The following is a 23,545-nucleotide window of genomic DNA, read 5'->3' on the forward strand; positions in this document are numbered from 1 at the left end:
CAATGCCAATTTCATCCCGTCACCTATTGATAAAAAATCGGCTTGGGTTACATGCTAGAGCAGCCATCAAATTAGTTGAAATGGCACAAAGCTTTGATGCTGTAATCACTCTAACCAATGACGAGAAAAAACAGGCAACTGCTGATGGTGTCATGGGGCTGCTAATGCTGGACTCAGCACAAGGGCAGTATGTTGATGTTTCTGCTGATGGGCCTGATGCTGAGCAAGCACTCAATGCTATTTGTGAACTGATTGAAGCGGGTTTTGACGAAGATGAGTAGATAATACTCATCTCAACACCTGTTTAACCCAATCCTTACAAAATTCACTTATCGCGCCCTCCAAATTGCGTTACTATTCAGCCCATTATCTAATCTAAATTGTCTATACTCATTATTCGAGTTAGAAATCGGTTTTCTATGGGGGAGAGTATGCAAGAGCTACAAGATTTCGATCAAACCCATCAAACTCTTCAAGAAGTATCTAATGCGCTTGATAGTGGGATGTTTGTCCATGTTCGTCGTTTATTACAAGACATGGAACCCGAGGATATTGCCCATCTATTAGAAGCCTCGCCCAGAAAAAGCCGTAACGTATTATGGCAATTAACCGATCCTGAAGATTACGGTGAAATCCTTGATGAGCTATCAGAAGGCGTAAAAGATGGTATCGTCTCTCAAATGGCACTTGAGAGCATCGTCGAAGCAACTGAAGGCATGGAGACAGATGATGTTGCCTACGTTCTTCGTAGCTTGCCTAACGACCTCTCGCGCGAAGTATTAAGTCAAATGGATACGGTTGATCGCTTCCGCGTTGAAACCGCTCTATCTTATCCAGAAGACACCGCTGGCGGTATGATGAATACCGACTTCATTACCATTCGTGCTGATGTAGAGATCGATGTTGTCCTTCGCTACCTTCGCATGAAAGGCGAATTGCCAGAAGCAACCGATGCTCTGTATGTATTGGATGAAGAAAGCCGTTTAATTGGTCACTTATCCTTAACCACCATTCTTACAGCACAACCTGATGTACTGGTTAGTGATGTAATGGATGATGCCGATGAAGCGATCCCAGTAAATACCGACGATGGCGAAGTAGCTAATTTATTTGAACGTCGTAACTGGATATCGGCACCCGTTGTTGATGAAAATAACCTACTTTTAGGCCGTATTACTATTGATGACGTTGTCGATGTTATTCGTGAAGATGCCGAACACTCAATGATGAGCATGGCCGGTATGGATGACGAAGAAGACACCTTTGCACCCGTAGTGAAATCAGCACGCCGTCGTAGTGTTTGGCTCGGAATGAATGTACTTGCAGCCCTTGCAGCTGCTTCTGTTTCAAATATGTTTGAAGCCACTTTAGCGCAAATGGCATCCATCGCTGTACTTATGACCATTGTACCTTCAATGGGAGGTGTTGCCGGGAATCAAACGGTTGCTCTAGTGATCCGTGGTTTAGCCGTTGGTCATATCGGCGACAGTAACCAAAAAGAATTATTATTCAAAGAAGCAGGCATTGGCCTACTCAATGGTATTTTGTGGGCTTCTATCATTGGCGGTATCGTTATGGTTTGGAAAGGTGACATTATGCTTGGAGCAATCATATCTGCTGCAATGCTCGTTAACTTAACAGTAGCCGGAGTTGCTGGCGTTGCTATCCCTGTACTTCTAAAGAAAATGAATATAGACCCTGCATTAGCAGGAGGAATGGCGTTAACTACCATCACCGATATTATTGGTTTATCTGCTTTCCTAGGTTTGGCTACTATTTTAATGTAGTTCGAACAATCCCTATTAAAAAGCGCGCTCTCATTTAATGATTGCGCGCTTTTTTGTTTATGCTTTATGTGTGTTAAGACTACTGACCAGCAATTTTCATTGATTCAATTAAGATAGAGCCAGTTTGAATTTGTGAACGTGTTTCTACATCATTACCTACAGCAACAATATTGTGGTACATATCAGCAAGATTACCTGCAATGGTAATTTCAGAAACTGGGTATTGGATCTCACCATTCTCAACCCAGAAACCCGCCGCACCACGAGAGTAATCACCTGTTACTGTATTGACACCTTGCCCCATAAGCTCTGTCACTAAAAGGCCAGTACCCATGGTTTTTAGCATTTGCTCAAAGCTTTGCCCTGTAGATTTAACAAACCAGTTATGGATACCACCAGCGTGGCCTGTTGGCGTCATATTTAATTTTCGCGCCGCATAACTTGTTAATAAATACGTTGCTAGCACACCATCAGTAATAATCTCACGATCTTGCGTATATAGACCTTCGCTATCAAACGGGCTACTTGCTAATCCTTTTAGAATATGTGGGCGCTCACTCACATTAAACCATTCAGGCAAAATCTTCTCATTTAGCTTATCAAGCATAAACGTCGATTTACGATATAAGTTAGCACCACTGATCGCCATGACAAGATGCCCTAATAGGCCTGTTGCAACATCTGCTGCAAACATGACAGGAACTCTCATTGTCTCTAGCTTTTTAGCATCTAAACGACTCACGGTACGCTCAGCAGCTTCTAAACCAACCTTTTTCGCATCCCATAAATCATCACGATGACGAGCAACGGTATAGCTATAATCGCGTTCCATGTCACCATGTTTATCGACACCAATCACACTACAACTGATGCTATGACGGCTTGATGGGTAACTTGCTAACATGCCATGGCTATTACCATAGACCTTAATACCATAGTGGCTATCGTAACTTGCACCATCACTCTGTTTAATTGAAGAGTGGTACTCTAATGCTGCTTGTTCTGCTTCAATGGCTTTTTGTGCTGCATAATCCGGCTCAGGATCGTCTGGATGAAACAAATCTAAATCAGGAATATTTTGAGCCATTAGCTCTTTTGGCGCAGGTCCAGAAAATGGGTCTTCAGACGTATAGTTTGCAATATCTAGCGCAGCAGCAACCGTCTGCTGAATCGCTTTATCACTAAGATCAGACGTCGATGCACTGCCTTTACGGTGACCACGATAAACGGTAATACCTAATGCACCATCACGATTAAATTCAACGTTTTCAACCTCTCCCATTAAAGTTGATACGCTAATACCTGTCGTTTTAGTGATTGCTACTTCTGCAGCGCTTGCGTGCTTTGTCGCCATTTCTAGCGCTTTGGCTACTGCTGCTTCAAGTTCTATTTTTTGATTCATCATTTGGGCTTTTGCATCCATAACATCAGACTGAATATATACATTTTTACTAGAATAACACTCTATGTGATAAATTTGCGCCCAATTCTCCATTTATCTTGCTAAAATAGAGAGAATCACCCATTAAAGAATGAATATCATGGCACGTAAAAATCAAAAAGCACCTTGGGAAGAAGAAGAAGAGATCATCTGGGTAAGCAGAACCGAGATGAAAAACGACATGGAAGACTTACAAAAGCTAGGCGAAGAATTGGTGGGTTTAAAACCATCTGTTCTTGCTAAGTTCCCATTATCAGAAGACTTGCAAGTCGCAATCGCTGATGCGCAACGCTTTAAGAACGAAGCAAAACGCCGCCAATTACAATACATTGGTAAATTAATGCGTCTTGAAGATCCTGAGCCAATTCAATTAGCTCTAGATAAAATTCGTAATAAGCACTCACAAACTACAATTGCACTTCAAAAATTAGAGATCCTACGTGACCGTATGATCGAAACACCAGATGTGGTAATTGAAGAAGTTATGGTGAGATACCCAGAAGCAGATCGCCAACGCTTCCGCCAACTTGCTCGTCAAGCACAAAAAGAAAAAGCATCGAAAAAGCCGCCAAAAGCGTATCGAGAAATTTTCCAAGTATTAAAAGATCTATACTTAGACGAAGATTTATAAGTCTTATCTAGAAAGCACAAGGGCCATGTATTTTTTAATACGTGGCCCTTTCTTATAGATACTGCATAATTTTTACTGGCTGCTACTCAGTACCGCCAACCGTTAAGGCATCCAGTTTTAATGTCGGTTGACCAACACCAACAGGTACGCTTTGTCCTGCTTTACCACAAACACCAACACCGCGATCAAGTGATAAATCATTACCAACCATTGAGATCTGCTGCATTGCTTCAATCCCAGAACCAATTAAGGTAGCGCCTTTAACTGGGCGAGTAATTTTACCATTTTCAATTAAGTACGCTTCTGATGCAGAAAATACAAATTTACCTGACGTAATATCAACCTGACCACCGCCAAAGTTTGGTGCGTAAATACCATTTTTAACCGTTGAGATAATCTCTTCTGGTGTATGTTCACCCGGTAGCATATAAGTATTTGTCATACGTGGCATCGGTAAATGAGCGTACGATTCACGACGACCATTACCCGTTGGTGCTACGCCCATTAAACGTGCATTCAGCTTATCTTGCATGTAGCCTTTTAATACACCGTTTTCAATTAACGTATTATATTGACCCGCCACACCTTCATCATCCACATTTAATGAACCACGGCGATCTGCCATGGTGCCATCATCAACGATAGTACATACCGAAGAGGTAACTTGTTCACCAAGCTTACCTGAAAATACCGATGACCCTTTACGGTTAAAGTCACCTTCAAGACCATGTCCAACCGCCTCATGTAATAAAACACCCGGCCAACCAGAACCAAGTACGACAGGCATCATACCGGCAGGTGCTGCATCAGCATCAAGGTTCACAAGTGCTTGACGGATCGCTTCATCAGCAAATTCTAACGCGATAGATTTACCATTTACTTCGGTTAAGAAATAATCGTAACCATAACGGCCACCACCACCCGCACTACCACGTTCACGCTTATCACCACGCTGAACTAATACGCTAATAGATAAACGCACCAATGGGCGAATATCCGCAGCATACGTACCATCTAAAGCAGCAACCAACATTTGTTCGTAAACACCACTGATGCTTGCTGATACTTCTTGAACAAGTGGTTCTTTTGCTCGAATGTACGCATCTACTTCTTCAAGTAGGGCAATTTTTTGTTGCTTATCCAAGCTATTAAGTGGATTGATTGGCGCATAAAACTGAGGAATAGTTTGCGCTGAAAACGCCTTAACTCTGCCCTCTCCACCTTGTTGAACAATACCACGAGCCGCTTTAGCACTTTGAGTTAATGCTTCAAGATTAATTTGGTCTGAATACGCAAAGCCTGTTTTTTCACCGGCAACGGCACGAATACCCACACCACGGTCGATATTAAAAGAACCATCTTTAATAATGCTGTCTTCGAGTACTAACGATTCATGCCAGCAAGATTGAAAATAGATATCAGCATAGTCTACGTCTCTTTTTGCGATGGTACTTAAGGTCTGAGACAGTTCTTGCTGACCGATCCCTGCTTGACTCAATAAGGACTGTTCTACTTCTTGCAAACTCATTCGAGGTACTCTTGTTAAGAATTTAAGATCTAGGATCTAATTATGAATAAAAAAGAATGGCTTTTATAGTGAAACTCACTCTTTTATTAAATAAAACGGTAACAATCGCGATTAGCTAAGCTGACAATGCAATCTCGAATGCTGAACAACTGGCATTTTTCTACGTATCGCTCTTAGATGCGAAAGATCAAGCTCCGCAGTAATCACTCCTGTGCCTTCTTTTTGGGCTGTTACTTTATTTCCCCAAGGATCAACAACCATTGAGTGACCCCATGTTTCTCGTCCTGAACCATGATTGCCCCATTGACCTGCAGCAAGGATCCAACATTGTGTCTCTATTGCTCTTGAACGCAATAAGATATCCCAATGGGCGTAACCTGTTACTTTAGTAAATGCAGCAGGAACAACAATAATTTCAGCTCCCTGCTGACGAAGTTCACTATATAACTGTGGAAAGCGCACATCATAGCAAATGGATAAGCCGATCTTGCCAAACGGCGTCTCTACCACTTTGACTTCATTACCGGGAGTAAATGTATCTGACTCTCGATAGCTATGGTGACCATCTTCGATTTCAACATCAAACATATGCAATTTATTATAGTGCTCGACAAGTTCGCCATTATCATTAAACACTAAGCACGTCGTCGACAAGCTACCATCATGATTACGAATAGGAAAAGAACCAACAATAAGCCAAAGCTGGTAACGCCTCGCTAGATCAGATAACTCTTGCTGTAAAACCCCCGTACCTAGCGATTCAGCATGACGCTCATAATCTTCTTTTTTCCCAAAGACAATGCTATTTTCTGGCGTTAAAGCAAGTTTTGCCCCTTGCTGTTGCAACCCTTTCAGCTTGAGATTTAATTGCTTCATATTCTCTTCAGGATCTGAACCTGAATTCATCTGTACTACACCAATCTTCTTCATCTTATATCCTTACACTGATGCTGCAATTTATGTCTTACTCTAATCGATTTGTTCTAGGTAATTATCTGATCAACGACTTATTCAAATAGGCATCATCATTTGAACACTATTTAAGAAAAAACAACCCCACCACTTGGTGAGGTTATTATTATTTTTCCGTTTTCTCTGGCAATTGATATTCACCTTGGCTACGCGAAAGCTCTTTAACTGTTGGCGACTCCAATGGCCCTTCTACCTTATAATTAACTTGAGTAATTACATCAATAACAGGCGCAATGGCGGTGGCTACCGCAAGTACTATAATCGCCGTCTGAGGAGCCACAGCAAAGGCGGTAATAATAGGTATGCCAGAGGTTAAGTCGGGAGTAAATTTCACTTCCGCATCAACGAGACGAGTATTTAAGTCCGCTTTACCTTTGATTATCATTTCACCTGCAACCGCGTCCATCGTTAGGTTATTACTCACAAAAATACCTTCGCGCATTTTGCCGCTGCCTGTGATCGAATTAAACGCCATACCATCATCAAAGACGTCTCTAAAGTCCAGTTTCATTTTACGAATGATGGAATCAATACTAAATAGTCCAAGAAAACGAGCCGCCCCTTTGACGTCAGTAATTACCCCTTCACCGAGCGTTGACGCTAACTCTCCAGATAAAGTATTAACTTGAATGCTCCATGGCGCACCATCCCAATTAAGATCCGCATCCATACTGTAGCTGGCTTTTTGAACACCAGAACTGATCCCAAATCGAGCCAGTAATTCAGAGTTATTCTTTCCTGACGCAGTCATTTTAAAGGCAGAATGGCTTTTCTCTTTATTTAGCACCCAGCTGCCAGACATCGCCAATTTATTCTCACCACTGGTGATCCTTAACTTATCTAAGTAAAAAGCATCGCCTTTTTTATGCAGCTTTGTGTCTACTTTTCCAAGCTTGTATCCTTGAATCCACGTATCTTTAATCGTTAACTCTAGATTAGGCATTAAACGGAAAAACTCATGATCAAACTCAGAAATAAGTGGATCGTCTACTTTTGCTCGATTCAACCCTCTTTGATTTTCAGGCTTATCTAGGCTAGGAATAAAAATATGTAGATTATCTAATTGCACTAATAAATCGTCATTTCCTTTCCAACTGGCTTTGCCATCGACTTCTTGACTTTGCACTTGTGCATACCAGCCTTGAGACTTCTTACGCGCATCAATACTGACATCATTCCAATCTAAACTCGCTACTCGTAATGACTTCACTTTTGCATCAATTCGAGTCGGTGTCGGAATCGTAGGAAAATGACTGACCGATGATGATTTCGATGCACTTTGTGCTTTTTCTTTTGCCAAAATAGGTTCAGATAACCAAGTATCTAAATCAAATGTCTTGGTATTAATGGAAGCAGATTGTCCCACAACAGGACTCACCTTAAAGTTACCTCGACCCACGATGACATGACTGGCAGTAATAACTGGCTCTGAACTTGAGATATTTATTTCTGCTTGGTATTTAGTATTAGGTAACGTTAAGCGGCCAGAAAGTTTTTCTGAGTTACCAGACACTTGTAATAATGCCTGTTCCGTTGTTCCTTTTTCCAGCATTAATGGATATGGCAGTGTTGATGCCATCTCTCCTAACGCTGCATTAACGCCAATTTGATAAGTGAAACCGACATCAGCCACTTGCAAATTAATGTTTGAACTCCATGAAGAGACACCACTGACTTTGTCCATCATTGGAGAATCTATGTAGTCTTTTAACGGGGATACCTTCCACTTTCCTTTTGTTTCAATCGCAACACTATAAAAATCAGATTGTGCTTCACCATCAAATGATAAGGTGACTGGTTGTCCCAATAATGACGCTTTAATTCCTGATGATTTAACCACGTCATTATCAAACTCAATACGTCCCTTAGCGTCTGTTAATACTATATTTGGGGATTGCAGCTCAATGTGGTTGCCAGCTAAATCTGCATAACCCCAAGCTCTAACGTCTTCTCCGGTAAAAGGAATATCCAGTCGCAGTAAAGCATCAACTCGATTATTTACATGGATACTGTTTAATGCTGCACCCACAGAGTCAACCAATGGTGTCGCTGTCATGTATTCTCGCACTGCTTTACCTGAGCCATTAGCTGTCGCACGAATGGTGAGTTTTCCATCTTCGGATAAATTAGCAATACGCCCTGTCACACGGGTAGCATGGACATCCATTAAATCGGCAGAATGTGAGCTTAAGAACATTGAGGCATTTTGAAACAGTAAATCTAACTGTAAATTTGTTAGCGGAGGCCAGGCCGTATCAAACGAAAACTGAGCATTTTTCAACCCCACTTTAACTTGGAAAATACCGTCATATTTTGTATATGGAAAATCACCTAATTCGCCATACCACAGTAATTGCACCGTCTTAGCACTTCCGCCTTGCACCGCCGAAGAGAGATAATCCGTTAAGTCTTGCCCTAATGCTAACGTTGGTAAATAGCGCCACGTTTGATCCGCATTAAAGGCATCAGCCTCTGCATAAAAAGAAAGTACAGAGGGCTTATCTTTAGGGAAATCTAAACGAAACTCCCCTTTAGCTTGCAGATCAGGCGTTGCTACATTGATGTAATCTGACCACAAACGCCACCCTTCATTATTCACTTCCCAATAAATACTCACATCACCATGAGTTATATTTAAAGGTGCTTGGAATACATCACCATAAGGCAAAGTATCGTCTACCAATGATAACTTTGCTTCGCCTTTTTCAGCATCACCAGCAATAAGTACATCTAACTTATGAAAGCCTGGAAGTAACTCCCACTGTTGCATTCCTGCTGCATGAATTGATGCGGAATAACTTAATCCTGTAGTATGATCAAATTCAACACGGATATCATTAATGCTGCCTTTTGGATCTAACGTAGTGAGAAGATCGGTAATATTATCTTGAGAAGCTGGCAACAATGTTTTTAAACTTAATACACTTTTAAGATCAATGTGAATAAGGTTTAAAATCCACTTTTCAGGCTGCCATGTAAAGCTACCTGAGATCTTAGGCCATAAGCTTGATTGATGCTTTATCTGAACATCTGATGCAAATACCTTCCATCCTTGCTTATCAGGCTGAAGCTCAAAAACGCCCCCTTCGACGCTTGCTTGGTGAACCTGTTTATCTTCAACCCAATTAAGATAAGAAGGAGAGGCTTCCACTAATGCATCTATAGGTTGGCCGTCTTTAAATGATAGCCATGCATTAGCCGATATTTCACCTTGGGTAACCCCATATTCTTTTTTAATCTCTTCCGTGATCCATGGTGTTACTTGAATATTTTTTGCTTCAATATAAAAATGGCCATCTAAACTTTTAAACGTGCCTTTTTCTTTAAAATTCGCGATGATTTTAAGTTGATTAATCTCACTTCCTACAACACTAACGACGCCTTCAGCTAAATGCTTTCTACGCTCATTTCGCCACTGTAGCGAGTCAATTTGTACCGTTTTATCTGTTCCATCCAGTGCAACAAACGCAACTTGTGAGTTCTTCACTGAGAAATGATTTAGACGAACTAAAAAGATATCCTCTAATCGTTTAGCTAATGAGTTATCTTCCTTGGCTTCCGTCTCATCTTTTGGGGTATTCGGTTCAGTAGAGCTATTCCCTAATGACGTCAGATCCGCATTAAGTTTATCAATGCGTAAATCTGCAAATTGTGGCTGTCTTGCCCATAGAGAAGAGAGGATATTTAATTGAATTTCGACTTCTTTAACTGAAATAATTTCATCACCAGAGACAGGGTCAATCGCTTTCAGTTTTTGAAGATTTAATGAAGGGTTGGTATTTCGCCAACGGCCATCTAACTCACCAATAGAGATAGAAAAACCAGTCGCTTTAGAAAGAAATGCTTCAATTTCAGGTTGATATTGATTCAAAGAGGGAAGAAACAGACGCAAGCTGGTTATGACTAATGCTGCTAGTAAAAATACCAGCAGCAATAATCCCATCAAGCAACGTTCGAAACGAATTAACTTAGTGGTCACGTATTATTATTCTCTACATCATTACAACATCAAACTGCTCTTGAATATACAAAGGCTCCGCTTGAATTTTGACCTGCTTACCAATAAAGAGTTCGAGCTCCGCTAATGCATGGGATTCCTCTCCCTCAAGAGCATCAGCAACAGCCACCGAGGCATAAACAACAAACTTATCAGAGTCGTAAGCTCGGTTTACTCGTGTGATTTCACGCAATATCTCATAGCACACACTCTCAACCGTCTTAACGGCACCACGTCCTTCACACGTAGGACACTGACCACATAGAATATGTTCAATACTTTCTCGAGTGCGTTTTCGAGTCATTTCAACAAGACCAAGTTGAGTAAACCCATTGATGTTGGTTTTTACTCGATCTTTCTCTAGTGCTGACCCTAAAGATTGAAGTACTCGACGACGATGTTCTTCGCTCAGCATATCAATGAAATCAATAATGATGATCCCACCTAAATTGCGTAAACGAAGTTGACGAGCAATGGCTTGAGTTGCTTCAATATTGGTGTTGAAAATGGTTTCTTCTAAATTACGACGTCCAACAAAAGCACCGGTATTAATATCAACCGTTGTCATGGCTTCGGTTTGGTCGATAATTAAGTAACCACCCGACTTCAATTCAACCTTACGATCAAGTGCACGCTGAATTTCATTTTCCGTTTCGTACATATCGAAAATCGGTTTATCACCAGCATAATATTCAAGCTTCTTAGTCAGCTCAGGGACAAATTCTGTGGTAAATTCTTTTAACTTTTCAAAAGCCAATTTTGAATCAACGCGAATTAAATCCAATTCGGTGCCGACAAAATCACGCAAAATACGTTGGTCTAAACCTAACTCGCCATAAAGCATTGACTTCGTTTTACTCTTTTTACGTCGTTCAATAACTTTATGCCATAAACGCTTTAAGAAAGCGGCATCTTGTGAGATTTCTGCTTCACTGGCGCCTTCCGCAGCAGTTCGAATGATGAAACCACCAAACTCATCACAGTAATCAGAGACGGTATTCTTTAAGCGGTTACGTTCTTTCTCGCTTTCAATGCGTTGAGATACGCCAACATGGCTCGCCCCCGGCATAAAGACCAAGTAACGAGAAGGAAGGGTTATATCTGTCGTTAAACGAGCGCCTTTGGTCCCAAGCGGGTCTTTTACCACTTGAACAACCAAATCTTGTCCTTGATGAACAAGTTGAGAAATGTCTCTTACTTGGAATTGACGTTTTTCATTTTCAGATACACACTCGGTATGAGGGACAATATCCGAGGCGTGCAGAAAGGCGGCTTTATCTAAACCGATATCTATAAATGCAGCTTGCATACCCGGTAATACTCGGCTTACTCGGCCTTTATAAATATTACCCACAATACCACGTCGTGCTTCTCTTTCTACATGGATCTCTTGAAGCACGCCAGCTTCAATCATCGCAACACGAGTTTCACTCGGTGTTACGTTTATTAACAACTCTGTACTCATTGGAGCACCTCACTAATTTTTACAAAAATTGGTGTAAGAGCTGATCTGTTTCCATCAAAGGCAGTCCCATGACAGCGTGATAACTGCCATCAATACGCGAGACAAATCGCCCACCACTACCTTGAATTCCGTATGAACCCGCTTTATCCCAAGGTTCACCACTTTCCCAATATTGTTCTATCTCTTGTTCTGAAAGTGGTCTAAACCACACCTGTGTTATTACTGTTTTGGTTTTTGTTGTTTCAGGTGTCGCTAGTGTTACAGCAGTCATTACTTGATGTTGACGACCAGACAGTGCTAAGAGCATTCTCTTAGCATCTTTAAAATCTTTTGGTTTTTCTAAAATAACACCATCGATAACTACGATGGTGTCAGAGCCCAATACTGGGACTGTTTTTTTCTCAATATGTTCTATTGTGTTGCCTTCAGCTAGTGCTTTTATGCCTGCCTGAGCTTTATCTTTAGAAAGACGCTCTACATACATAAGAGGTGTCTCATGCGCTTGATGCACCTCTTCAACATCTACAGATAACACCTCAAATTGGTAACCTAATTGAGCTAGCAGCTCTTTTCTACGCGGTGAGCCAGAAGCTAAAAAAACTTGAGTTGCCATTCCCTGTCCTTATCGAATTGACCAATGACGACGTACTCTACGCATCAATAAAAATAACCATGGCCATAAAAGAAAGTTTAACACGCCAGCCCATAAAAAGTGTGCGTTAAAGGACACATCATGAACTAAAAATTCGCCCATAAACTCAATTATTTTACCTAAAAGCGTTAATCCTGAAAAAATAGCGGCTTGTTGCCATAATGCCAAATTTCTCAATAACTTAAAATTAGCGGCAACAAGGTAGATTAAAATTGCCATCGTCATACCACGAATACCTAATGTCGTCCCTAATAAGAGATCCCATAAGATACCCAAAATCATTGCTGTACCCACATTCACTCGATGTGGTAATGCGAGTACCCAATAAAACGTGACTAAGATAATCCAAGAAGGTCTCAATACTTCTAGCGTTCCTGGCCAAGGTGCAGCTTGCAAAATTAATGCGATTAAAAAAGAGAGCCAAATAATGATTCGACCACGCATTAAATGACTACTCGCCATCCGGTATCTCCTTGGCTTTTACTTCTGTTTCTGTTGGCCAAACTAATAATAAATAACGCAATTTATCAAATTCAACGGTTGTGCCTAATTCAATCGAAGCAAATGGGCGCTTATTATCATTATCAATACTGGAAATATAACCAACAGGATATCCTTCAGGATAACGACCGCCCAGACCTGAACTCACCAATAAATCACCAATTTCAATATCGGTATTCGTCGGAATATGTTCAAGTTGCATGGTATCTAAATGGCCTTTACCTGACGCAATAACGCGAATGTCATTTCGAACAATTTGAACAGGAATCGCATTGTTTGGATCCGTTAATAGCAATACTCGGCTATTATGCGCTCCAACATAGTTAATTTGGCCAACAATACCTTTATCGTTGATCACTGGTTGTCCTTCATACACACCATCGATCAAGCCTTTATCTATCATGACTTGATGAGTATAAGGTGCTGAATCAACAGCCATCACCTCGGTAACCATCTTCTTTTCATCTCGAATAAAAGGGGAACCAAGAAGATCACGTAAACGGCTATTCTCTTGTTTTAGCTGTTCCAACAACAATAAATTACTGTTTTGAATAAAAATATCTTGCTTAAGTTTCTGATTTTCAAGCATGAGCGTATTTCGGCTATTAAACCGTTCATACATACCATCAAACATCGTACGAGGAAGGTTTGCTGCATAATGAATAGGGGCAACAAAACTATTAAGTAGGTAACGTATCTCAGAAAATGCATTTAAACGACTATCGGCCAGCATAAGGCTAGCCGATATCATTACAGCAATAAACAGGCGAAACTGTAGAGAAGGGCCTCTACCAAAGATTGGAGTCATGTCCACTCACCCGTTATTAATTATTACTCTTCACTAAAGAGATCGCCACCGTGCATGTCGATCATTTCTAATGCCTTACCGCCGCCACGAGCCACACAAGTCAGTGGTTCTTCAGCAACAACAACTGGAATTCCAGTCTCTTCAGTTAGAAGACGGTCTAAATCACGAAGTAGTGCACCACCACCAGTTAGAACCATACCGTGCTCTGAAATATCAGATGCTAGTTCAGGCGGACATTGCTCTAAAGCAACCATTACCGCAGAAACGATACCTGATAGAGGCTCTTGAAGTGCTTCTAAGATCTCATTTGAATTTAGCGTAAAGCTACGAGGAACACCTTCTGCAAGGTTACGACCACGAACTTCAATCTCACAAACATCATCACCAGGGTATGCAGAACCGATTTCATGCTTGATGCGCTCAGCGGTTGCTTCACCAATTAAGCTGCCGTAGTTACGACGAACATAGTTAATGATCGCTTCATCAAAACGGTCACCACCGATGCGAACTGAAGAAGAGTAAACCACACCATTTAATGAGATAACAGCAACTTCTGTCGTACCACCACCAATATCGATAACCATAGAACCTGTTGCTTCAGATACAGGTAAGCCCGCACCAATTGCCGCAGCCATCGGCTCATCAATAAGGTAAACTTCACGAGCACCCGCACCTTGTGCAGATTCACGAATAGCACGACGCTCAACTTGTGTAGAACCACAAGGAACACAAACCAATACGCGAGGACTTGGACGTAACACGCTATTATCATGCACTTGCTTGATAAAGTGTTGTAACATTTTTTCAGTTACATAGAAGTCAGCAATAACACCGTCTTTCATTGGACGGATAGCTGAGATGTTACCAGGAGTACGACCAAGCATTTGCTTTGCATCGTGACCTACAGCGGCAACACTTTTTGTTGCGCCACCACGGTCTTGACGGATAGCAACAACAGACGGTTCATCAAGAACAATACCTTGACCTTTTACATAGATAAGTGTGTTGGCAGTACCTAGATCGATCGAAAGATCGTTTGAAAACATGCCACGAAGTTTTTTAAACATAATCTTCGTATTTCCTGAAAACGTGAGAATGAGATAAATTTTACTAAATGTACCAATGCCTAGCCTAATCAGCAAGGCATTGCTACAGAATCCTGAAGCAAATCAGGATTTTTATTCAATTTTTAGTTAGAAGTACCAATAATGTTACTTTCACCGCGGAATATGACGCGATCATTGCCTCGGTAAATACCAAAGGTCACTACGGTTGATGGATCTTCATCGCCTTTTCCTCTCCAATTAAATTGCAACCAAGGTTGATCTAGATAATCTGGTTCGCAATCGACATTCGCTTCACCTATTTGTGGAGAAGTGCTTGCTAATCTTAACCAAAAACGGACCTGTTCTCGTAATCTACTATTACTTGCATCGGCAACTAAATTGGTAACATTACTTCCTTGAGCAACCGTATTTGAGCCTTTTAGGAGCGTACTACTTGATTGAGTGGGATCTGGCCATACTGTTTGCTTGCAATGCTTTTCACCTTCAAACTTACTCGCAGCATCTTTATTACTCAGAACGAAGGCGTTGCCATTCCAGTACTCTACACGCAGTGGCACATTTACATCACTGCCAATCGAGCCTCCCACACTGTCCAATACCATTCGACCATAACGAACATCAGGCTGCGACAGCAATTCTTGCTCTATTACTGCAGGATCAAAAGAGGTAGCATCAAAAGAAACAGGATCGGCACCACTAATTTCCAGCCCAAGAGCCGTTGTTATTGAGCTTGTATTTCCACTCATATTAAATGGCCCATCAGGCTGTGTAGTTATGTTTCCAGCAAGTGTAGAATCATTTAAACGAGACCATACAACAGCATGATTTAAATTACTTACCTGCCAAAGAGCACCATTTCCCCAATGAGATGCATCTAGATCAGCATTTGTAATATTTAAACGAGTCGCATGCTCACCAACCAAAGAAAACCACGCTTTTAGTGATTCATCAAAACCACCATAATTTATAGTGTCACTACCTGAAGCACTATAAGACATTGCCTGAAAATCAACATTGCTAAAGTGTTGTCCCATATAAACATAGGTTCCATCAGTTGAACCTTGCTCCTCTGGGTAATCCCATTCCGTAGTAGTTATAGAAAAATACGCAGGATAAAAACGCCCGACCTTAGAGAAAGTTGACGGGATAGTAAACCCCGAGCGATTAAAGTAATTATTCTGGAATACATCAAAACCCAGAGTGCCTACTTCATTCCAGTTCATTTGTGTTGAAGCGTTTTTATTCTCACTGGTTACCTCTTTACTAAAATTAGCAATAGGGTGCCCATCTGCGGTAATCACTCCTATCGCCCCTGATAGTGGGTAGTTTAATTGAGCCGCTAAGCTTAACTGAGCCATCCCCTCGCTGTGAGTAACATAGCTGGGTGTTACGGCCTTACTGCACACTAACGATGGATTGGCATAATCAGGAACGCCATCACCATAAGCTCCAGTATCCAACTCTTTAATCCAATTAACCGCTTTTAAATAAGCATTAAAATCGATTCCAGAAGACAAGTAAGCACCATTAAGCTCATCAGTATAAGATGGTAATACTGATGATTGACCACACAGTGCAGCGGTAAAAGGACGAAAATAAAATTGCTCCGAGGTAGTAAACGTATTGCCTTGAATACTTGCACTAACCGTTAATCTTGCTTTACCGGCGTCATTCAAACGCGCTTTCAATGAGCCATCAGCCTGACTCTCATCTCCACCAGCAACACCATTCACAAACGCAACCGATAAAGTTCTATTCGCTTCAGCCCAACCATTAGTTTCTTTCTTGATTTCAATGTTCTCATTGCTCGTCACAGGCAAGACAACGTTTGAAAAAGTAACATCAATATCCGTGGTTTCTTTAATAATATGGCAATTTAGCATATTGCCATTTCCATTGTCTTTACCACGAATTTTTAATCTAAATGGATAAGGTCGACCTGCTACTTGATTACTATCAGAGCCATCAACGCCCTCAGATGGAACAATACTTATCGCTTTAGCAATAAACTCATACGGTCCTTCTGTTGTCGTTAAATTGTCACTACTAACACTTGCGGATACGTTATAAAAGTTTAAAAATTTACTATGAATATATCGAGTAACCACCGCAGGGCCACTTGATGGAAATACCGTATCGAAACGACTGTCATCAGCATGGTTACACTCAGGTGTTGTAATGTTTCCGTCTTCACTCCAACACGCTGCGTTTGTATCGCCAACAGCAACTGGAGTACTGCTTACTTGTAATTGCTGCCCCTTACCTTCAACCACACTGCCATTAGAATCAACAAGGGAGAAATCAATGGCAATACCATCACAAGCCAAGCCTTTACCTGATGTTGGCGAGATAACGAGTTGATAATTTGAAGAATCACAATTTTGTAATTGCTTACCAATTATTTTACTATCCTTATTCATATGTATTTGGCAAGCCGTAACCGAACCAATTATCTGAGAGTTATTTGATAATTTTAACGGTCCTTGAGCATAAATATGCGCTTCAACTACCGCATCGCGATCTAGCAAGACTCTTTGAAAATCGGAGGTATCATTCCAATAGATCTGAGGAATTCCATCTGGATAATTGAGCGGTTTAGGGCATCCCTCCTTTTTATAAGAGTAAATAATAAGAGAGCTGTTTGGTTGTTGTCGAATCTCACCATCGACTCTTAATTGATCTTTAACATGAAAAATCACATTACCATCAGCAATTATTTCTCCCCCAGCATTAATTTGAATACTATCAAACCAATACTCACCTTCTTTGAAGGTCATCGTTCGCCCTGCTGCGACACTTAATGCGATGGTATTATGTGTTGAACTATAAGTACTTTTAAAATAGGTATTTTGATTATAAGTAACATCCACTACTGAAGGCGGTAAATCATTAATTATATGGATATTGCTAGGTACTGTATCAATAAAATTGGCGCTGTAGGCGGGCGCAACGTCACCATTAAGCTCGCATACCGTATCATTATCATTACAACGACTCGATATAATTCGCTCTTCAGGCGTAAAACCAGGATCGCTATAATCCTCAATAATTTTATTAGTAAAGCCGACTTGGTTACTATCGAGTAACTCAATATAAAGAGTACCAGTCTCACTACCGTCCAAAATAGCCTGAAAGAAATTATTTTGGTTACCTTGCCAAGATTGCACCGTATTAGGAAACAAGTCACAGACTGATGTGGATAAGGTAGTATTTTTATCCATAAACAGTGGCTTTTCCGCTGAAAAAAGTAACGTTGACCACGTTAATAAAAAAAGTAACCCAACCGATTGATATTGCTTCATTCTATTTCCTTCGCCCATACTTCTTGAACTCGCGTCACTTGGTTTATCCCTGTCCCACAACTTGCGGTGCTTATAATCTGAAAATATCGAATAGCATTGCCTTTGTAGTTTACTGATGTCATGTCACATTTCACTTGCGGTTTAGTGCGACAACCGCTGTTATCACGTTCCATATCAGGAGTATGAACGCTGCCATTACAAATAAAATCATCAGCCCCGGATTGGTTTAATGGAAACAAGCGTACTAACCCCCACTCAGCCCCTGAATGTGCAAGAAACCAGGCTTGTGTACCTAATACTTCTTTAGATACAGTATCGTGATTACTGGTTTCCACTTTCAATAAATTTAATGACAGATACCCCACCACAACCATAACGACCACTGACATGATTAATAGGTTACCTTTTTGCTTTGATTGATTATGGTACATTAATCACCTGCACATCATGTTGATACTGAGTTACCTCACCAAGATCATTTTCAAACGTTAAGACCATCTTAATCATGCTATTACGATTGAGCGACGCGTTATCAATAGAAAATCCACCGGAGGTCACGTGGTTAGCAATTTGCACCCCATCACGAAACACCCCGCCCGCCTGTATACAATACTCAACGACACTTGGTCGATAAATAAAGGCACGCTCAGAAACAGAGCTTGAAATAAATGCAGGATTATTCGTAGTGTTTGGGAAGTGGATGGTAGAAATACCTCCCGATTGTGTCATAGACTCTATAGTAATAAACCTGTGATGGGCGTCATCTAATAAATCAGATTGGGAACTTGGGTTAATCACTAACCTAAAGTTATCAAGCGTCACTGTATTATTAGAGAGCAAAACAACATCTATTTGTTTTTGATTAAATTGAGGTAATTCAAAATAAAAAGCACTGACTTTTAGAGGAATAAAACTAACACATTGACGACTTACAACCTCCGCGCTATTTGGCACAGCATGACGCAATTCTCTGCTGAGTTTTTCAATCACAAACTTTGCCTGCATTTGGTTATCTTGACGATCAATACTGTCGTTATAACTTTGAAAACCAAGCACAAGGGTGTTGCTTGCTGCGATAGCGATAATCCCAACAACAACAATGGTTAAGATTAACTCGATAAGGGTAAATCCCCTGATACGCTTCATTAATAATTCCCTCGATAAGCACTAAAGGTATATTGAGCGTGGTTGCTTGCATACAGAGTAATATCGATTTTTTTGAACTGAGTTATTACTGTTACTCTATTATCTACATCCGCATAAGCGACATTGATTTCAACAGTGAAATTTTTATATTCATCCGCACTGCTTGAGTCTATTAAACGATTTAACGGATAGCTAGCCAGTCCAGAAGTGCATTGAGCCGCTTCTCCCCAACAACCAATAAAGTCATCTACATCATTAAAGGTTGGCGAACCATTCTCTTGGCTACTATCTCGCCCAAGTTCATTAGGACTTGAACACGCATCTGGTGCCGAAACTTCTCCGCAACGATACGCTCCACCATTAGGATCGCTATGCTCATCAAATTGACGACTTAGAATATCCGTCATTATCGAATGCCCAAGCGTTGCTGCTTGAGATTGATAGGTGGCTTGATGTGATTTAGAGGCTGAACTAAACACGCCCGTCACTAAAATCAATAGCGCAAAACCCAGGATAATAATACCAATAATAGATTCGATTAAGGTAAAGCCCTTTTGACGATTAACAGCTCCATTCATAATCTGCATCCACTGGTTTCTCGTGAGCGATAAATAAACCCTTCGCTATTAATACATACCGAGCGGCTTTCGTTCACAGAGGGCGTATTAATGGTGATTCTACAATCACTGATAGTACAAAGAGAGGTGGCTGCAGATGAGGTAGCCATTATGGGCCGGCCTAATAAATCGAAGGTCAATTCAGAAACAGAGGTAACCCCATTAGCACTGTTAAACGCATAATTAAGTTGGATCTGCTCTAGTTGCTGTTGATTGCTGTCTTTAGAGTAATCAGATAATACCGCGCTGCTCATATCTCGACTTGGGCATGACTGGCTAACACCAAATTGAGTTTTTCTCATGACAATCAACCGACAATCATCGTGGTCATTTGAACCATTTACTTGCATCGCGGTGATTTGAACTTGACGCAGAATAGAGAGTGCTTGTTCTTGTGCTGCTGCTGAAGAAAAACGGCTCGCTCCCATGTATTTGCTCGAGGCATAGACACCAATAATGGCTAATATCAAGATCACGACAATCAGTTCTACTAAGGTAAAACCCATGTTCATTACTGGTTTTTTTGAGTGTTTTTTTATGAGAAAAGGGGTCATCGTCCGTTACCTTATTGCTTCCTGTTATTAGGATAACGGAAATTATAGAGATAGCGAGGGATTGTTAATTTTAGATACAAAAAAGCCAGCGAAGATCGCTGGCTTTTTGGAGATAATTAACTATTAACAGTCATCAGTACCAGCTGCTGTAATTACTGGTGGAGTATCCGCATCTGCTGCTTGTGTATAAGAGACATGACAAGCGTCAGTCGAGCCTGAAGGGAAAGTAGCTATAATAGTGCCAGCAGAAGAACTTGGGGTTAAAACCCAATCCTCATTTAAACCAACAACTGCAGCGCCGATACCTGCAGATGTCGCAGCAGGGTAACCAAATTCAACTGCAATACCTTCTATGTCCTTATGTCCTGTATCGCCCGTACTCAGACTCTCAACACCTTCAATCGCCGCTTTACCATAAACGATACCAGCAGCACCAGCCATTGCGCCTTTTAGGCCTTGCAGTGATGATGCACGCGCATCTGATTGTAGGTTAAGGAACTTAGGTGCTGCAGTTACTGCAAGAATACCTAAAATAACAATGACTACTACTAGCTCAATAAGGGTAAAACCACCTTGTCTTTTCATTTACTACTCTCTTTCTATTATAAAAAGTGATGGAACTCGATTGTTACCACCATTATTGTTAAAACAGTTACCGCTATAACACCATTGGTTTAAGCGGTTTTTCATTTAGTACCTTGCCCATAATCAACGTTATCACCAAGGTATTAATCTTTATTGCAGAGTAACTACCACACGGCCAGATTCTGGCTCATACGTAAAGAAATGCCCTTCATTTTCTTGTTGTGTGTATTTGCATTGATTGCGACTGTTTTCGCTAATCACTTCTGCTAAGTATTTCGCTTTATTATCATTACTGTCATCGGTCACATAGGGTGCGTTTTGCAGTAACATTTCCATTAGCAAGATACACTCTTTTGCAGTTAATGATCCTGGGTAATCACCCGTATCATTACCATCTAAATCTTCACGAGGTGAAATTGGGTAACCCGGACGAAAATCTGATTGATTGTTTTTTGATGGGTCTGTTAACCAAAATTCAGTGCCATCATAACTAACCGCATTACTGCCATCAGTTTTAGGACGAGCTTCTGCTTCCCATTGTGCTCTTGCCGAAAGAACCGCCGTTGCATAACCACCTGCAACACCTTCAATACTGGCTTTTTTTGCTTCAAGGCTAACATCTAAAAATCGAGGTAATGCGACTGTTGCCAGCAAACCTATAACCACAATCACAATCACTAGCTCAACCAGTGAGAAACCTTTTTGGTGTTTCATCGTAATGCTTCTCTCTATTTCTTATTTCGTTCTGAATTGTAAGGGATTTTGTAAAAAAAAACACGCTGTTCGTCAAAAAAACGACAACTTAACCTTCATCCAAAAAACCGACACTGACTTTAAATACGCCATTGATGAGCATAACTGAAATCATTTTACCATTCGACGCACCGTAAGAACATTGATATTGTTCTTTTTTTGTTGCATTATCATGTACTTTTATAGTATCTGCATAAATTTTTTCTTTCCTTGGTAACAGTAAATGCAGCCATTGCTCACAATCTAGCTTGTTATCATTCAATACTAATGGCCAACCAGATTTGCTAAAGGTGACCTCAATATTGTCTTTATCCATACTTACGGGTTGCCCATTAACCACCCAATAATTTTTAAACTCATTTGCAGATGATAGGATTTCACGACTCGCCATCATCAATGCAGTATCTTCGACTTCTGGTTCCATTTTATCCCACTGAACCAAAATAACAGCCAATAGGATAATGAATAAAGCCCCCCACGTAATACGGGTTACTCTCATCGTCAACTTCCTTTTACTACATCCAACATATTCCACATTGGTAAGAAAATACCTAATGCTAATATGAGCACCATGCCTGATACGATAACCAATAACAGAGGTTCAATTCTCGCTGTTAATGTTTTTAAATCATAATCAACTTCACGATCATAAAAATCAGAGACTTCTAATAGCAAATCATCAATTTGCCCAGTCTCTTCACCTACCGCAATCATTTGTTGCACTAAAGGCGTAAAGATCCCACTTTGAGCAGCAGTGGCTGACATACTGGTTCCCGACTCAATACCACTTTTCATCTCTAACAATCGGTTCTCTAAATACTTATTACCAAGAGCCTCAGCAGAGAGTGCTAACGATTGATTTAATGGCACACCTGATTTCAGCATTAACGCAAAAGTTCTTGAAAAACGAGACATTTGGGCTCGAGTAACAATATCACCAACAATAGGGAGCCTAAGTCGAAATTTATCCCACTTTTCTCGTCCTACGTCACCGCTAACCCATGATTGGAAGGCAACAAACATGCCAGCCATACCACCTAAAATAAAGTGCCAGTAGTTAACAGAAAAACTTGAGGTTGCCATCAATATCCGTGTCGGTAGCGGTAATTCAACACCAAAACGAGCAAACATTGAGGTGAATTGTGGGATCACTTTAACGTTAAGTACTAACATTGCGATGAAAATAAAGCTCAACACGAAAATTGGGTAACGCATTGCTGACTTAATTCGCTTACGAGTTTCCATCTCTTGTTCGTAATAATTTGCTAATTGAAATAAGGCCTGATCTAAACGACCTGTATTTTCACCCACATGGATCATTGAAACGAACAAAGAGCTAAATACTCTAGGATGCTGCTTCATTGCTACCGATAAACTTCGACCATTAGTTAGATCCGCAGTAACCTCTTCAAGTGATTGCTTTAACAATTTATTATTACTGTTTTGCGTCAATCCGTTCATGGCTCTTAACAAAGGCACACCAGCTTTAGTTAAGCTGTACATTTGGCGACAAAAGATCACTAGTACTTCAAGTGGGATCGATGGCTGAAACCACGCTTTCCAATCAACAGAAGGGGCCGAACCTTTTAACTTTCCACCAGAACGAATTGAAATAGGAATAATACTGTCATTAATTAATTGCTCTGCCGCACTCTCTTGTGAGGGTGCTTCAATTTTTCCTGATACCGATGCGCCCTTGGCATTTCGACCTGTATATTTATATATAGCCATGGCTTAGC

At 40.8% G+C, this 23,545-nt stretch carries 21 protein-coding genes; 3 read left to right on the forward strand and 18 right to left on the reverse strand.

Annotated features, from left to right (window positions below):
* Positions 1-2 precede the first annotated feature (2 nt).
* Positions 3-281: an HPr family phosphocarrier protein gene (locus PVK70_RS02130; RefSeq protein ID WP_130046924.1), complete on the forward strand. Its 279-nt coding sequence runs from the start codon at positions 3-5 to the stop codon at positions 279-281.
* Between the two features lie 150 nt (positions 282-431).
* On the forward strand, positions 432-1,787 hold the full coding sequence (gene mgtE, locus PVK70_RS02135; protein ID WP_130046925.1) for a magnesium transporter: 1,356 nt from the start codon (positions 432-434) through the stop codon (positions 1,785-1,787).
* A gap of 79 nt (positions 1,788-1,866) precedes the next feature.
* Here mgtE and pmbA read toward each other — a convergent pair whose 3' ends face one another.
* Positions 1,867-3,210 carry a metalloprotease PmbA gene (gene pmbA, locus PVK70_RS02140; protein ID WP_130046959.1) on the reverse strand — a complete coding sequence of 448 codons (1,344 nt, stop codon included), beginning with the start codon at positions 3,208-3,210 and terminating at the stop codon, positions 1,867-1,869.
* A 118-nt stretch (positions 3,211-3,328) separates the two neighbouring features.
* Between pmbA and yjgA the strand changes: the two genes are divergently transcribed.
* Positions 3,329-3,859, forward strand: coding sequence for a ribosome biogenesis factor YjgA (gene yjgA, locus PVK70_RS02145; RefSeq protein WP_165367117.1), 531 nt, complete (start codon positions 3,329-3,331; stop codon positions 3,857-3,859).
* A gap of 82 nt (positions 3,860-3,941) precedes the next feature.
* Here the strand turns inward: yjgA and tldD are convergent, their stop codons facing one another.
* From tldD to PVK70_RS02230, 17 genes are all read right to left on the reverse strand, one after another.
* On the reverse strand, positions 3,942-5,387 hold the full coding sequence (gene tldD, locus PVK70_RS02150) for a metalloprotease TldD (RefSeq protein WP_130046927.1): 1,446 nt from the start codon (positions 5,385-5,387) through the stop codon (positions 3,942-3,944).
* A 111-nt stretch (positions 5,388-5,498) separates the two neighbouring features.
* On the reverse strand, positions 5,499-6,317 hold the full coding sequence (locus PVK70_RS02155; protein WP_130046928.1) for a carbon-nitrogen hydrolase family protein: 819 nt from the start codon (positions 6,315-6,317) through the stop codon (positions 5,499-5,501).
* 148 nt (positions 6,318-6,465) lie between these two features.
* Positions 6,466-10,338 (reverse strand): YhdP family protein, encoded by a 3,873-nt coding sequence (locus PVK70_RS02160; RefSeq protein WP_130046929.1) that lies wholly within the window; start codon positions 10,336-10,338, stop codon positions 6,466-6,468.
* A 13-nt stretch (positions 10,339-10,351) separates the two neighbouring features.
* Positions 10,352-11,821: a ribonuclease G gene (rng, locus tag PVK70_RS02165; RefSeq protein ID WP_130044405.1), complete on the reverse strand. Its 1,470-nt coding sequence runs from the start codon at positions 11,819-11,821 to the stop codon at positions 10,352-10,354.
* A 19-nt stretch (positions 11,822-11,840) separates the two neighbouring features.
* A complete protein-coding gene (locus PVK70_RS02170) occupies positions 11,841-12,434 on the reverse strand; it encodes a Maf family protein (protein WP_130046930.1) in 594 nt (197 codons plus the stop codon).
* A gap of 9 nt (positions 12,435-12,443) precedes the next feature.
* Positions 12,444-12,935, reverse strand: coding sequence for a rod shape-determining protein MreD (gene mreD / locus PVK70_RS02175; protein ID WP_130044407.1), 492 nt, complete (start codon positions 12,933-12,935; stop codon positions 12,444-12,446).
* Positions 12,925-13,782 carry a rod shape-determining protein MreC gene (mreC, locus tag PVK70_RS02180; RefSeq protein WP_130046931.1) on the reverse strand — a complete coding sequence of 286 codons (858 nt, stop codon included), beginning with the start codon at positions 13,780-13,782 and terminating at the stop codon, positions 12,925-12,927. Before mreC ends, mreD begins: the two co-directional genes overlap by 11 nt.
* Before the next feature lie 23 nt (positions 13,783-13,805).
* Entirely contained in the window at positions 13,806-14,849 is a 1,044-nt protein-coding gene (locus PVK70_RS02185) for a rod shape-determining protein (RefSeq protein WP_130044409.1), read from the reverse strand.
* A gap of 122 nt (positions 14,850-14,971) precedes the next feature.
* Complete coding sequence (locus PVK70_RS02190; protein ID WP_165367116.1) at positions 14,972-18,151, reverse strand: DUF6701 domain-containing protein; 3,180 nt, start codon at positions 18,149-18,151, stop codon at positions 14,972-14,974.
* Positions 18,148-18,582, reverse strand: coding sequence for an MSHA biogenesis protein MshP (locus PVK70_RS02195; RefSeq protein WP_165367115.1), 435 nt, complete (start codon positions 18,580-18,582; stop codon positions 18,148-18,150). Before PVK70_RS02195 ends, PVK70_RS02190 begins: the two co-directional genes overlap by 4 nt.
* Positions 18,572-19,297 (reverse strand): PilW family protein, encoded by a 726-nt coding sequence (locus PVK70_RS02200; RefSeq protein ID WP_130046932.1) that lies wholly within the window; start codon positions 19,295-19,297, stop codon positions 18,572-18,574. The genes PVK70_RS02195 and PVK70_RS02200 overlap by 11 nt, the downstream gene beginning before the upstream one ends.
* Positions 19,297-19,875, reverse strand: coding sequence for a prepilin-type N-terminal cleavage/methylation domain-containing protein (locus PVK70_RS02205; RefSeq protein WP_130046933.1), 579 nt, complete (start codon positions 19,873-19,875; stop codon positions 19,297-19,299). The genes PVK70_RS02200 and PVK70_RS02205 overlap by 1 nt, the downstream gene beginning before the upstream one ends.
* Complete coding sequence (locus tag PVK70_RS02210; protein WP_130046934.1) at positions 19,872-20,468, reverse strand: prepilin-type N-terminal cleavage/methylation domain-containing protein; 597 nt, start codon at positions 20,466-20,468, stop codon at positions 19,872-19,874. The genes PVK70_RS02205 and PVK70_RS02210 overlap by 4 nt, the downstream gene beginning before the upstream one ends.
* Positions 20,469-20,591: 123 nt before the next feature.
* Positions 20,592-21,053, reverse strand: coding sequence for a prepilin-type N-terminal cleavage/methylation domain-containing protein (locus PVK70_RS02215; protein WP_130046935.1), 462 nt, complete (start codon positions 21,051-21,053; stop codon positions 20,592-20,594).
* Positions 21,054-21,203: 150 nt separating this feature from the next.
* On the reverse strand, positions 21,204-21,767 hold the full coding sequence (locus tag PVK70_RS02220; RefSeq protein ID WP_130046936.1) for a prepilin-type N-terminal cleavage/methylation domain-containing protein: 564 nt from the start codon (positions 21,765-21,767) through the stop codon (positions 21,204-21,206).
* An 88-nt stretch (positions 21,768-21,855) separates the two neighbouring features.
* The gene (locus PVK70_RS02225) at positions 21,856-22,305 is read right to left on the reverse strand and encodes a type IV pilus, mannose-sensitive hemagglutinin protein MshF (RefSeq protein WP_130046937.1); all 450 of its coding nucleotides are present in this window, start codon (positions 22,303-22,305) and stop codon (positions 21,856-21,858) included.
* 2 nt (positions 22,306-22,307) lie between these two features.
* Complete coding sequence (locus PVK70_RS02230) at positions 22,308-23,537, reverse strand: type II secretion system F family protein (RefSeq protein WP_130046938.1); 1,230 nt, start codon at positions 23,535-23,537, stop codon at positions 22,308-22,310.
* Positions 23,538-23,545 lie beyond the last annotated feature (8 nt).

The sequence above is a fragment of the Aliivibrio sp. A6 genome (assembly GCF_028765505.1).
Lineage (GTDB): Bacteria > Pseudomonadota > Gammaproteobacteria > Enterobacterales > Vibrionaceae > Aliivibrio > Aliivibrio finisterrensis_A.